Source organism: Vibrio sp. OY15 (assembly GCF_000742455.1).
Taxonomy (GTDB): domain Bacteria; phylum Pseudomonadota; class Gammaproteobacteria; order Enterobacterales; family Vibrionaceae; genus Vibrio; species Vibrio alginolyticus.
On sequence record NZ_JPIL01000031.1, the window covers coordinates 1 to 13185 of the forward strand.

At 44.8% G+C, this 13185-nt stretch carries 18 protein-coding genes; 10 read left to right on the forward strand and 8 right to left on the reverse strand.

The genetic code is table 11. The features are described from left to right. Positions 1-93: 93 nt before the first annotated feature. The 8 genes from IJ23_RS22475 to mlaF all read right to left on the reverse strand — a co-directional run bounded on the left by IJ23_RS22475 (position 94) and on the right by mlaF (position 5543). Entirely contained in the window at positions 94-819 is a 726-nt protein-coding gene (locus IJ23_RS22475) for a 1-acylglycerol-3-phosphate O-acyltransferase (protein WP_005381088.1), read from the reverse strand. Positions 820-982: 163 nt separating this feature from the next. Then, entirely contained in the window at positions 983-2239 is a 1257-nt protein-coding gene (gene murA / locus IJ23_RS22480; protein ID WP_033907407.1) for a UDP-N-acetylglucosamine 1-carboxyvinyltransferase, read from the reverse strand. Positions 2240-2248: 9 nt separating this feature from the next. Continuing rightward, positions 2249-2503: a BolA family iron metabolism protein IbaG gene (ibaG, locus tag IJ23_RS22485; RefSeq protein ID WP_005381092.1), complete on the reverse strand. Its 255-nt coding sequence runs from the start codon at positions 2501-2503 to the stop codon at positions 2249-2251. Between the two features lie 3 nt (positions 2504-2506). Beyond that, entirely contained in the window at positions 2507-2827 is a 321-nt protein-coding gene (locus IJ23_RS22490; RefSeq protein ID WP_025767617.1) for an STAS domain-containing protein, read from the reverse strand. After that, on the reverse strand, positions 2827-3465 hold the full coding sequence (mlaC, locus tag IJ23_RS22495) for a phospholipid-binding protein MlaC (protein ID WP_033907408.1): 639 nt from the start codon (positions 3463-3465) through the stop codon (positions 2827-2829). The genes IJ23_RS22490 and mlaC overlap by 1 nt, the downstream gene beginning before the upstream one ends. A 2-nt stretch (positions 3466-3467) precedes the next feature. Next, on the reverse strand, positions 3468-3956 hold the full coding sequence (mlaD, locus tag IJ23_RS22500) for an outer membrane lipid asymmetry maintenance protein MlaD (protein WP_005381099.1): 489 nt from the start codon (positions 3954-3956) through the stop codon (positions 3468-3470). A gap of 2 nt (positions 3957-3958) precedes the next feature. Then, the gene (mlaE, locus tag IJ23_RS22505; RefSeq protein WP_005381100.1) at positions 3959-4750 is read right to left on the reverse strand and encodes a lipid asymmetry maintenance ABC transporter permease subunit MlaE; all 792 of its coding nucleotides are present in this window, start codon (positions 4748-4750) and stop codon (positions 3959-3961) included. After that, on the reverse strand, positions 4740-5543 hold the full coding sequence (mlaF, locus tag IJ23_RS22510) for a phospholipid ABC transporter ATP-binding protein MlaF (RefSeq protein ID WP_005388422.1): 804 nt from the start codon (positions 5541-5543) through the stop codon (positions 4740-4742). Before mlaF ends, mlaE begins: the two co-directional genes overlap by 11 nt. Before the next feature lie 374 nt (positions 5544-5917). Here mlaF and IJ23_RS22515 point away from each other — a divergent pair, with 374 nt between their 5' ends. The 10 genes from IJ23_RS22515 (at position 5918) to IJ23_RS22560 (ending at position 13173) form a co-directional block, all read left to right on the forward strand. Further along, positions 5918-6883: a calcium/sodium antiporter gene (locus IJ23_RS22515; RefSeq protein WP_005381102.1), complete on the forward strand. Its 966-nt coding sequence runs from the start codon at positions 5918-5920 to the stop codon at positions 6881-6883. Positions 6884-6912: 29 nt separating this feature from the next. After that, positions 6913-7884 (forward strand): arabinose-5-phosphate isomerase KdsD, encoded by a 972-nt coding sequence (gene kdsD, locus IJ23_RS22520; protein ID WP_005381104.1) that lies wholly within the window; start codon positions 6913-6915, stop codon positions 7882-7884. 86 nt (positions 7885-7970) lie between these two features. Beyond that, positions 7971-8534, forward strand: coding sequence for an LPS export ABC transporter periplasmic protein LptC (gene lptC / locus IJ23_RS22525; protein ID WP_005381106.1), 564 nt, complete (start codon positions 7971-7973; stop codon positions 8532-8534). Then, complete coding sequence (gene lptA, locus IJ23_RS22530) at positions 8515-9009, forward strand: lipopolysaccharide transport periplasmic protein LptA (RefSeq protein ID WP_005381109.1); 495 nt, start codon at positions 8515-8517, stop codon at positions 9007-9009. The genes lptC and lptA overlap by 20 nt, the downstream gene beginning before the upstream one ends. 1 nt (position 9010) lies before the next feature. After that, entirely contained in the window at positions 9011-9736 is a 726-nt protein-coding gene (gene lptB / locus IJ23_RS22535; protein ID WP_005381111.1) for an LPS export ABC transporter ATP-binding protein, read from the forward strand. 50 nt (positions 9737-9786) lie between these two features. Further along, positions 9787-11256: an RNA polymerase factor sigma-54 gene (locus IJ23_RS22540; RefSeq protein WP_005381112.1), complete on the forward strand. Its 1470-nt coding sequence runs from the start codon at positions 9787-9789 to the stop codon at positions 11254-11256. 24 nt (positions 11257-11280) lie between these two features. Next, a complete protein-coding gene (gene hpf, locus IJ23_RS22545; protein WP_005381114.1) occupies positions 11281-11568 on the forward strand; it encodes a ribosome hibernation promoting factor in 288 nt (95 codons plus the stop codon). 2 nt (positions 11569-11570) lie between these two features. Further along, on the forward strand, positions 11571-12017 hold the full coding sequence (gene ptsN, locus IJ23_RS22550; protein WP_005381116.1) for a PTS IIA-like nitrogen regulatory protein PtsN: 447 nt from the start codon (positions 11571-11573) through the stop codon (positions 12015-12017). A 14-nt stretch (positions 12018-12031) separates the two neighbouring features. Beyond that, positions 12032-12895 (forward strand): RNase adapter RapZ, encoded by an 864-nt coding sequence (rapZ, locus tag IJ23_RS22555; RefSeq protein ID WP_005381118.1) that lies wholly within the window; start codon positions 12032-12034, stop codon positions 12893-12895. A 2-nt stretch (positions 12896-12897) separates the two neighbouring features. Next, positions 12898-13173, forward strand: a complete 276-nt coding sequence (locus IJ23_RS22560) for an HPr family phosphocarrier protein (RefSeq protein WP_005381120.1) — start codon at positions 12898-12900, stop codon at positions 13171-13173. The last annotated feature ends 12 nt before the right edge of the window (positions 13174-13185 follow it).

Sequence of the window (13185 nt, forward strand, 5' to 3'; positions counted from 1 at the left end):
CCTTATTTAGGACGGCACAGACAAACATAAAAAAACGGGTAGCTCAGGCTACCCGTTTTTTATTGTCTTTTCGTGATGATATCGCAGTAAAACTTAAGCAGCGTTGCGCTGTTTGACTTCTTCATCTAACGATTCAAGCTTCTCTTTCATCTGTTCACGACAGATATTCGCTAACTCGCGAATGCCCTCTTTACCATAGCCTTCAGTGCTGATTGGAGGTAGCATTTCAACAATCACATGACCATTGTTCCAACGGTTCAGCTTAATTTTATTCGTCGAGCTACATACGATAGGAATGATTGGCACACCTGCACCAATTGCCGCATGAAAAGCACCTGTTTTGAATGGCAGCAAACCACGCCCACGAGAACGCGTGCCTTCTGGGAACATCCACACCGAAACATCACTTTCTTTCATGCTGCTCACGACCTGATCGATAGTACCTTTTGCTTTAGAACGATTCGCTCGGTCAATCAGAATGTTACCCGTAAGCCAGTAAAGCTGACCAAACAGTGGCATCCAAGCCAAGCTCTTTTTACCTACTGTCACAACTTTCGGAGTCACAGCCGCAGAAACAGTAAACATGTCCCAGTTGTTCTGGTGGTTAGCAATGTAAACATGTTGGCCGCGTGAATACGCATCTTCAGGGATACGTAACTCTAACTTAATCCCAAACACACGAGACATCTTGGCAAACAAACGGCCAAAAGTGAAAACGTGCTTAGGGTTTCTAGGGCTTAATAGGCAGTAACCACAACCACCAATAAACATAACAATCGCAAAGATAGCGACAGCAAATACACGTAACAGTGCAATCATTCTTGTTCTCCAGGAACCGGCTTTTGCCAGATACAGCTATTAATATCTCTCTTTCCATAAAGGGAAAATATGGTCATGAGAGTGATATAAAAAAGCCGAAACTCAGGTTTCGGCTCTCTTGATATCCAAATATCCAAGTTACCTGCGGTGCAGTTTAACTTGCCTAGCTCACTCGCTCAATATTTGCGCCAAGTGCAGCCAGTTTATTTTCGATTTTGTCGTAACCACGGTCGATATGGTAAATACGATCAACGACGGTTTCGCCTTTAGCAATGCAACCTGCAATAACCAAACTAGCCGAAGCTCGTAGATCGGTTGCCATCACTTGCGCACCGCTGAGTGACTCAACATCACCACAGATAACCGTATTGCCTTCGATCTCAGCTTTAGCGCCCATACGCATGAGTTCTGGTACGTGCATAAAGCGGTTTTCAAAGATAGTCTCTGTGATCACGCCGCCACCTTTAGCCATCATGTTCAGAAGCGTAAATTGAGCTTGCATATCCGTCGGGAAACCAGGATGTGGCGCAGTACGTACACTTACCGCTTTTAGTTCGCGGTCGGTCATATCAACAGAGATCCAATCTTCACCCGTTTCGACAAGCGCGCCAGCTTCTTCCAGCTTGGCGAGAACCGCTTCAAGCAAATGAGCATTAGTGTTGCGACATACGACTTTACCGCCAGATACTGCTGCTGCGACGAGGAATGTTCCCGTCTCAATACGGTCAGCAACCACGTTGTGTTTACAACCGCCTAGGCGCTCAACACCTTCAATCGTAATGGTATCTGTGCCAGCGCCAGAGATTTTTGCGCCAAGCTTATTTAGGAACTCAGCGGTATCGACGATTTCAGGCTCACGCGCAGCGTTATCTAGTGTTGTTGTGCCTTCCGCCAGCGCTGCGGCACACATGATGGTGATCGTCGCGCCTACGCTGACTTTATCCATCACGATGTGCGCGCCTTTTAGACGACCATCCACTTCTGCTTTCACATAACCATCTTCTAATGTAATGGTTGCGCCAAGCTGCTCTAAACCAGAAATATGCAGATCCACAGGACGGGCACCGATGGCACAACCGCCTGGTAAAGAAACCTGACCTTGACCAAAGCGCGCCACCAAAGGACCTAAAGCCCAAATAGAAGCACGCATGGTTTTCACCAAATCATAAGGCGCGCAGTATTCTGTAATACTGCTTGGGTCAACATGAACAGAGCCATTGCGGCTTACTTTCGCGCCTAAACGCTTAAGCAATTCCATGGTTGTATCGATATCACGAAGGTGTGGTACGTTTGCCACTTCTACTGGCTCTTCCGCCAAGATAGACGCAAATAAAATCGGCAGTGCTGCGTTTTTTGCACCTGAAATGGTCACTTCACCAACTAGTGGTTTATCTGACCCAATAACTCGAAACTTTTCCATCAATAAACCTTAAAGCGACATCAATTTCTTATCACGAGCCCACTCTTCTGGTGTGAACGCTTTGATCGATAATGCGTGAATGTCGTTACGCTGGATGTATTCCATCAGAGGAGCATAAATTAGCTGCTGCTTCTTAACGCGGCTCATTCCATCGAAACAAGCATCAACAGCAACCACTTCATAGTGGCTACCTTCACCTTTCACATGCACTTCTTGAAGGTTTAGTGCTTCTTCTAATAACTGTTGTACTTTTGCGCTATCCACAATTTACCCCTGATAATTCTGTACGTGTTTGGCCACTAAAGATTCAACATTGCTCAGTTGAAACAAAGTGCGCAGTTGCGCCGGCACGAAACTGAGCATTATATGACAGTTTTGCTTTTTTGCATGCTCTAATAAGTGGATTAACATCACCATTCCTGCAGAGTCGACTCGCTCTATCTCTTTTAGCGAGCATTCCAGCTCCGATTGAGCAGGTTGCCATTGCTGTGCATACGCCCACAATGAAGGCACTGTATCTCTATCAAGTGCCCCTGTTAGCTTAAGAATGTTTTGATCCAATTGCCACTGAGCGGGAGTCTGGGCCATTATTTCTTCGCCTCGAAGCGGATCGGTTCTGCGGCCAATTTTTCTAGGTCTTTAGCAACAGATAGAATGCCTTCTTGACGAATTTTACTGTTCCATTCGGATTGTTTACTAGAAAGCAAACTAATGCCCTCTGCAATCATATCGAATGCTTCCCACTCACCAGACTGGTTGTCTTTACGCAGTTTAAACTCAAGTTTGATGTTTGGACGCGGAGTATCGATGATATCAACTTTAATGCTTGTAATACGCTTAGAGTCATCAATGCTAGGCTCAGGACCAAACTCAATTTTTTGGTCAGAGTATTGCGTCAACACTTGTGCATAAGACGCAATCAGGTAAGCACGAAATGCATCGATAAACTCAAGTACATCTTCACGCTTAGCACCTTTTAAGTTTGGACCAAGAAGTTTTAACCCTGCATAGCGGTAGTTGACGTAAGGCATTAGCTCTTCTTCAACGATCACTTTAAGTAAATTTGGATCTTGTTTGATTTTCGGCTGTTCGGCTTTCAATCTTTCGAACGTGACTTCAGCTACCTGCTTCATCATCTTATAAGGTTCAGTTTTATCCACCTCTGCTGCTGTTGTTCCAAAGACGCTAAACACAGCACAAACTGAAAGTAGTAATCTCGCTAACATAGTTATTCCTTACTTGAGTCGTCTGAACCACCTACGCTGTATAGTACTTGACCAATTAAGTCTTCAAGCACAAGCGCCGATTTGGTGTCTTCGATGGTATCACCATCCACCAGCATGACTTCATCATCAAAAACGAAGCCAGGTACTAAACCAATGTATTGCTCACCAATCAGGCCAGATGTCAAAATTTGTACGCTCGACGTTTCTGGGAACTGATTGTATTTGCTATTGATAGATAGTGTTACAACTGGCAATAAGTTGTCTGGGTTAAGCGAAATACTACTTACTCGACCAATCACAACGCCCCCCACTTTTACGGGAGAACGAACTTTTAAACTGCCAATATTATCGAACTCGGCTTTGAGGGTATAAGTATCACCAGAGCCAATGCTTTTTACGTCAGCAACTTGAAAAATCATCACAAGAATCGCGCAAATTCCCGCTAATACAAAGCTGCCAACCCATAATTCAGTTTTACGTGTTTGTTGCATGATTAATTCCCAAACATCAATGCGGTCAGTACAAAGTCTAATCCTAGTACTGCTAAAGAAGAATGCACAACAGTGCGCGTAGTTGCTCGGCTGATCCCTTCCGATGTTGGAATAGCATCATAACCGTTAAATAGAGCGACCCAAGTAACCGTAATTGCAAACGCAAAACATTTGATCATACTGTTACCAATGTCTTGCCCTAGCTCAACAGAGGACTGCATCGCTGACCAAAAACTGCCGTGATCAACGCCTTTCCAGTCAACACCAACAAGCTGAGCGCCCCAAATTCCCACAGCCATGAAAATCATAGCCAGTAAAGGCATTGAGATAACCCCAGCCCAAAACCGTGGTGCAATCACTCGTTTCAATGGGTCTACCGCCATCATTTCAAGGCTAGACAGTTGTTCCGTTGCTTTCATTAGACCTATCTCTGCGGTTAACGCAGAACCGGCACGACCAGCAAACAAAAGTGCAGTAACAACAGGTCCTAATTCACGGAGTAACGAAAGCGCTACCATTTGCCCCAAACTGCCCTCTGCGCCGTAATCCACCAACACAACATAGCCTTGTAGACTCAAAACCATTCCAATGAACAGACCAGATACGACGATGATCGCCAGCGACTGAACACCAACAGAATAAAGTTGCTTAACAAGCAGAGGAAAGCTTCTGATCGGTTGTGGCTTAGAAAATAGCGCCCCAATCAACATGAAAGTCGCACGACCAAATGCTCCGCAAATAGAAAGCGTGCGTCGACCCAGCGAGGCGACAAAGTGAATGAAGTTATCGACCATCAAATAAGTCCTTTTCGATACTTTGAGAAGGGAAACGAAACGGTACAGGACCGTCGGCATCACCTTGTAAGAACTGCTGGACACGAGGATCAGAGTTTTGAGTCAGCTCTTCTGGCGTACCATAGGCGATGATTTTTCCATCGGCCATCAGGTATACCCAGTCAGCAATACTCATGACTTCAGGTACGTCGTGAGAAACCACAATAGAGGTCAAACCTAACGCTTGGTTTAGATTGCTAATTAGCTCAACCAAAACGCCCATAGTGATTGGGTCTTGCCCCACAAACGGCTCATCGTACATGATCAGGTCAGGATCAAGTGCGATTGCACGAGCCAAAGCAGCGCGTCTTGCCATACCACCTGAAAGCTCACTCGGCATTAATTGCGCCGCGCCGCGCAGACCGACAGCTTCGAGCTTGAGTAACACCATGGTGCGAATCAAATCTTCCGATAAATCGGTATGCTCTCTCAATGGAAAGGCGACATTATCAAAAACATTCAAATCAGTGAATAAAGCCCCTGACTGGAACAACATGCTCATTTTCTTTCGAGCATGGTAGAGTTTTTTACGCGAGAGAGAGGGAATATTGTCGCCATCAAACCAGATCTCTCCTTGCTCGGGATACAACTGACCACCAATCAAACGCAGCAGTGTTGTTTTACCAATTCCCGATGGTCCCATAATGGCCGTCACTTTGCCCTCAGGAACATGCAGATCAATATCATCAAAGATCATGCGTTCTCCCCGTGAAAAAGTGAGGTTGTTCACGGTGACTAAATCGTTGTTCGACATATCATCTCTTCTACTGTAGGAGCGTTGCAACTCACGGAATCATCAAGCAGATACTCATCGGAGTTGAATTCTACGTTTAATAAAGTAACGTCGGTACATTTATTAGGCTGCAATCATAAGCACATTGGCGTTGAATTTAAAGCACTGTTCAATTAAATAAAGTCGAGTATATCCCTGCAATTTCTCATGGTTTATGACCGAATTAGCACGAAGTGTTTAAATCCTAGACCAGAATTGCTCATTTAAATGAGTGAGATTTACATACATTTTCGTTACTAACCTTTAATTTATTCTTCGTTTATCTTCCATTTTAGGCCGCAAAAGGTCAAAATTAGCGGTTATTCATTTTACTTATTTAATACTTAGGAATTCTCATGCTCGAAGCCGTTGCGTTGCTTATAGTCGGTCTTGTTTTGCTTGTTTGGAGTGCAGATAAACTTGTTTTTGGCTCTGCAGCGATAGCCCGCAACGTCGGTATTTCCCCGCTTGTCATCGGCATGACAATCCTCGCGATGGGCTCATCCGCCCCTGAGATGATGGTATCTGCAACCGCTGCTTGGGATGGCAAAACAGATACAGCGGTGGGTAACGTATTAGGCTCAAACATAGCGAACATTGCGTTAATCCTAGGTATTACAGCGCTGATCAAGCCTTTGTCGATTAGCTCCGCCGTCATCCGCCGAGAACTTCCACTCATGATAGCCGTAACCGTACTCGCTGGTATTCTGCTTTGGAATAGCCATCTCGGTTTTTATGAGGGTGTCTTATTGTTTGTACTCTTTGGGGCATTTTTATTTGCTATGTTGCAAATCAGCCGCAAAGAGCAAAAATCAGGTGATGTTTTTCTTGATGACCAAGAGTCAGAGATCCCAGAAGGCGTCAGTAACCCTAAAGCAATCATGTGGGTGGTTATTGGCTTGATACTGCTTCCTTTGGCAGCCAGCATGCTGGTTGATAACGCGGTAATTATTGCTAAACACTTTGGTATGAGCGACCTTGTTATCGGTCTAACTATTATCGCCATTGGCACTAGCCTGCCAGAACTAGCCGCATCACTTGCGGGAGTTTTAAAGGGTGAAGACGACATGGCTGTCGGTAACATTATCGGTTCGAATGTGTTTAACATTCTGGCGGTAATGGGGATTCCTGGCATCATTAATCCATCGGTGCTCAGTGAGTACGCGATGGGACGTGACTTCTGGGTCATGTTAGGCGTTTCATTGTTACTTGTCGCGATGTGTTTGGGTAAATCACGCAGTATTAACCGTATTGAAGGTGCCATCTTGTTTGTGTGCTTCTTAGGTTACCAAGTGTACTTATTCGCAAACATGACCGCTTAATTACCACGATCAATAAGTAGAGATCTGATATGTCCAATCAATTTGATTTTCGCGCTGCTGCTAAACAAGTTCTTGATATCGAAGTTGCTGCTCTGCAAGAGCTAGATACCTACTTTGATGATCAATTTGAAAAAGCGTGTGAACTTATCCTTTCCAACAACGGCAAAGTTGTCGTTATGGGTATTGGCAAGTCAGGCCATATTGGTAACAAGATTGCCGCCACTCTGGCAAGCACTGGGACTTCGGCGTTTTTCGTTCATCCAGGCGAAGCCGCACATGGTGACTTGGGTATGATTAGCCCTGGTGACATTGTGCTGGCAATTTCTAACTCTGGTGAATCAAACGAAATTCTGTCTCTATTTCCAGTATTAAAGCGCCTGAATATTAAGATCATCAGCATGACAGGTAAGCCAGAATCAAATATGGCCAAGCTGTCTGACTTACACCTGCAAATTACGGTACCTCAAGAAGCTTGTCCGTTAGGCCTGGCGCCAACTAGCAGTACGACTGCCACATTAGTGATGGGAGATGCATTAGCCGTAGCTCTGCTTCAAGCTCGTGGTTTTTCTGCCGAAGATTTTGCCCTGTCTCACCCAGGTGGTGCACTGGGGAGAAAACTGCTACTTAAGTTGTCTGATATTATGCACTTTGGAGAAGCGCTACCTAAAGTTTCTCCTGACGCATTAATTCGCGATGCCCTGCTTGAAATTTCAGAAAAGGGGTTAGGCATGACAGCCATCGTCGATGAGCACGATGCTATGCTTGGTATATTCACCGATGGTGATTTACGTCGTACCCTAGACAAGCGTATCGATATTCATACGACGGCAATTGGCGAGGTCATGACGACAAACCCAACCACAGCGCACCCTGATATGCTGGCGGTTGAAGGTTTGAACTTGATGCAGAATAAAAACATTAACGCTCTGATTTTATGTAAAGACGAAAAAATTGTGGGTGCACTGAACATGCACGATTTACTAAAAGCTGGCGTGATGTAATATCAGCACAAACATTTAAACCATTTATTAGACGAATAAAGGCAATGGTCAGGGAAGTACTGAGCTAAACGATAGGCCTTCATTATATGAGTTTTACTCGCCTTATTTATTTGCTCTTGATCTTCGTTGTAGCGTGGTGCGGTTATTACCTACTAACCCCTAAAGGCAACGACGCAATTCAAGTAGCACCAGATTCTGAACTGCCCATGTTCAGTGGTTCTGGATTAGAAAATATCACCTACGGTGAAGATGGTGTCCGCAGTTACATCATTCGCTCCACTAACTTAGACCATTATGCTAAGAGTGGAGATACTATTTTTAATAACCCGACTTTGATGGTTTACCGTGAAGGTAGCGTCATTGAATGGAAGGTGACTGCCACAAGAGCAGTGTTAGATGAAGACCAAGTTTTGACTTTATATGACAAAGTCTTAATGCAAAATCTTCTGCCTGGTGCGAGTTTTGATACCATGGCAACAGACAAATTGGTCATTAATCTAACCAATCGTGATTTTAAAGCTGACCAACAAGTGATGTTGGTTGGACCACAATTTGAAACTACTGGAGGCGCAATGCAAGGCAACTTAAAACAGCATACTGCGACTCTGACAGATGAAGTTCAAGGTCGATATGAAACCGTTACACCTTAGCCTACTGGCACTGGTATTGGCGGCGCCTCAAGCGCTGGCACTCAAGTCGGATACTCAACAGCCGGTTTACATAAACTCTGACACCCAACAGGTGGATATGAAGAGTAACCAGGTTGTTTTTGAAGGCGATGTATCTCTTAAGCAAGGGAGCATCAATATCGATGCTGATAGAATCGTGGTAACTCGCGATCCTAAAACCGAAGCAATTAAACAGATTCAAGCATTTGGTAAACCTGCGAAGTTTTCTCAGCTGATGGACGATGGTAAAACACTTAGTGGTCAAGCTACGGAGTTGGATTACCGTATTTCTACAGACGAACTGACCATGAAAGGTCAAGCGCAGCTGGCGCAAGACAACAACACCATCAAAGGTTCTTCGATTCGTTACCAAATTGGTAAACAAAAGCTAGTCGCAGATAGCTCTAAGGAAGAGCGCGTTACGACCATTTTGCAACCCAATCAGATAGAGAACTAATATGGCAGTACTGAGCGCGAAAAACTTGGCGAAAAGCTACAAAAAACGCAAAGTCGTCACTGATGTTAGCTTAGAAGTTGAATCTGGTCAGATTGTTGGGCTGCTCGGTCCAAACGGTGCGGGTAAAACCACCTCGTTTTACATGATTGTCGGCTTAGTACCTCGCGATGAAGGCACCATTACCATTGACGACAATGACATCAGTATTTTGCCGATGCATAGCCGTTCACGACTTGGCATTGGCTATCTTCCGCAAGAAGCGTCGATTTTCCGTAAGCTTTCAGTAGAAGATAACATCATGGCCGTACTTGAAACTCGTCAAGAAATGACGAGGGAAGAGCGCCAAGATAAACTGGAAGATTTGTTGGAAGAATTCCACATCCAGCACATCAGAACCAGTGCTGGTATGGCACTATCAGGGGGTGAGCGACGCAGGGTGGAAATCGCTCGAGCTTTAGCGGCCAACCCTCAGTTCATTTTATTGGATGAACCTTTCGCTGGTGTTGACCCAATTTCGGTTAATGACATCAAGAAAATCATTGAGCATCTGCGCGATCGTGGTCTCGGAGTGTTAATCACTGACCATAATGTACGTGAAACACTGGACGTATGTGAAAAAGCCTATATCGTGAGCCAAGGGCACCTAATTGCATCGGGAACTCCGGCAGAAGTTCTCAATAATGAACAGGTGAAACAAGTTTATCTCGGCGAACAATTCCGTCTATGATTATATTAGGAACGGTAAGATTCTGAGCATTACAAGGTAAGTAACACTGAATGAAACCTTCATTACAACTCAAGCTAGGTCAGCAGTTAGCCATGACGCCACAGTTGCAGCAAGCGATTCGCTTATTGCAATTGTCGACACTCGATCTTCAACAAGAAATCCAAGAAGCGTTGGACTCAAACCCATTATTGGAAGTTGAAGAAGGCCAAGACGAGCCTCTAGCAAACGGTGAAGATAAGTCAGCGGTCGAGGCTGCTGATAGCAACAGTGCTAGCGAACCAACAGAAATTGACGTTCCAGATAGCTCCGATGTGATAGAGAAATCAGAAATTAGCTCTGAACTTGAAATCGACACGACTTGGGATGACGTCTACAGCGCGAATACTGGTAGCACTGGCTTAGCTCTTGATGATGATATGCCCGTCTACCAAGGCGAAACCACTGAATCATTACATGATTACCTCATGTGGCAGCTTGACCTAACACCATTCAGTGAAACCGACCGCACGATTGCATTAGCGATTATTGACGCTGTTGACGACTACGGCTATTTAACTTTGTCGCCTGAAGAGATTCATGAGAGCTTCGATAATGAAGAGATAGAGTTAGACGAAGTAGAAGCCGTTCGTAAACGCATTCAACAATTCGATCCTCTTGGCGTTGCATCGCGTAACTTACAAGAATGTTTGTTACTGCAACTGACGACCTTCCCAGAAGACACGCCATGGCTTGCTGAAGCCAAAATGATACTTGCGGATCATATTGATCACCTAGGCAACCGTGACTACAAGCTCGTCATCAAAGAGACTAAGCTGAAAGAAGCCGATCTGCGTGAAGTCTTAAAGCTTATCCAACAGTTAGATCCTCGTCCAGGTAGTCGCATCACTCCTGATGATACCGAGTACGTAATTCCAGACGTATCCGTTTTTAAAGACAATGGCAAATGGACCGTTTCTATAAACCCGGATAGCGTGCCAAAATTAAAAGTAAATCAACAATATGCTCAGTTAGGCAAAGGTAATAGCGCGGATAGCCAGTACATCCGCAGCAATTTGCAAGAGGCAAAATGGTTAATTAAGAGCTTAGAGAGTAGAAACGAGACGCTACTCAAAGTTGCAAGATGTATTGTTGAACATCAACAAGATTTCTTCGAGTATGGTGAGGAAGCCATGAAGCCAATGGTACTCAATGATGTCGCTTTGGCTGTGGACATGCATGAATCCACGATTTCTCGTGTAACAACGCAAAAATTTATGCATACACCACGTGGTATTTTTGAATTGAAGTACTTCTTCTCTAGCCATGTTAGTACTGACAACGGCGGAGAATGTTCGTCAACAGCAATTCGTGCACTCATTAAAAAACTGGTCGCAGCAGAGAATACTGCCAAACCACTGAGTGATAGCAAGATTGCTGCTCTTCTGGCTGACCAAGGGATTCAGGTCGCAAGACGTACGATAGCCAAATATCGCGAATCCTTGGGAATTGCCCCTTCAAGTCAGCGTAAACGCCTATTATAAGGCACTAACTGAAAAGGAAAGTCTATGCAAATCAATATTCAAGGCCATCACGTTGATCTTACCGATTCAATGCAAGACTATGTAAATTCTAAGTTTCAGAAGCTCGAAAGGTTCTTCGACCATATCAATCAAGTGCATGTTGTACTAAAAGTTGAAAAAATTACTCAAATCGCGGAAGCTACGCTTCACATAAATCAAGGCGAAATCCACGCATCAGCCGATGACGAAAATATGTATGCCGCGATCGATTCGCTGGTAGATAAATTGGTTCGCCAACTTAATAAGCACAAAGAAAAACTAAACAGTCATTAATCATGCAACTGAGCGAAATACTGTCATTGGACTGCACCAAAAGTGCGGTCCACTGCACGAGTAAAAAACGCGCCCTTGAAATGATCAGCCGTATCGTGGCTGATCAAACGGGCCAAGATTCTACCGAGCTGTTCGAATGCATGCTCAATAGAGAAAAAATGGGCAGTACCGGTATCGGAAACGGTATTGCGATCCCTCACGCGAGAATGCAATCAAGCGACAAGGCCATTGCTGTCTTACTGCAATGTGATGAAGCAATCGAATTTGATGCGATTGACAATCGACCTGTCGATCTTCTTTTTGCGCTCCTTGTACCAGAAGAACAGTGCAAAGAGCACCTCAAGACTCTATCCTCTATGGCAGAACGTCTGAGCGATAAGCAAGTATTGAAACTACTGCGTAATGCTCAGAGTGATGAAGAACTTTACGACATCATGATTCACCAATAAGCAGGACTAACTCCATGCGACTAATCGTTGTTAGCGGGCACTCAGGTGCCGGTAAAAGTATTGCGCTTCGTGTACTGGAAGACTTAGGTTACTACTGTGTTGATAACCTACCAGTTAACTTGCTGGACGCATTTGTTCATTCTGTTGCTGACAGCAAACAGAATGTTGCAGTCAGCATTGATATTCGAAATATTCCTAAAAAGCTAAAAGAACTGACGAGTACACTAGAACAGTTAAAAACTGAGCTTGATGTGACCGTGCTTTTCTTGGACGCCAATAAAGAAACGCTACTCAAACGCTACAGCGAAACACGCCGAATTCACCCGTTATCTTTAGGTGGCACCTCCCTCTCGCTCGATCAAGCCATCGAGCGTGAGAAGCAAATTTTGACGCCACTCAAAGCGCATGCAGATCTGGTCCTAAATAGTAGTGGGCAGTCTTTGCATGAATTGAGTGAAACTGTGCGTATGCGCGTTGAAGGCAGAGATCGCAAAGGGCTCGTGATGGTATTTGAGTCTTTTGGTTTTAAATACGGCCTGCCTTCCGATGCCGATTACGTATTCGACGTTCGCTTCTTACCTAACCCACATTGGGAACCAGCACTACGCCCGCTTACAGGTCTGGATGCTCCTATCGCCGCATTTTTAGAGCAACACCAATCGGTGTTAAGTTTGAAATATCAAATTGAAAGCTTTATAGAGAATTGGTTACCTCTACTTGAGAAAAACAACCGCAGCTACCTGACCGTTGCAATCGGTTGTACTGGTGGTAAGCACCGCTCGGTGTACTTAACTCAGCAAATCGGTGAATACTTCGCCAACAAAGGACACCAAGTACAAATTCGCCATACCTCACTAGAGAAAAACGCTAAGGAATAGCCGTGGAGTTAAGTCGTAAAGTATTGATTCAAAACCGCCTTGGCTTACATGCTCGTGCAGCAGTCAAACTGGTCGAACTGGCACAGAGCTTTGAAGCGGTCATCACCATCGACAATGAAGAAGACAAAACCGCCACAGCAGACAGCGTAATGGGCCTGTTAATGCTAGAGTCCGCTCAAGGACAATACGTCACGATCCACGCAACGGGTGGGCAAGCGGAAGAAGCACTGGATGCCGTTTGCCACTTGATCGAAGATAAATTTGATGAAGGCGAGTAGTTTACTCGCTTT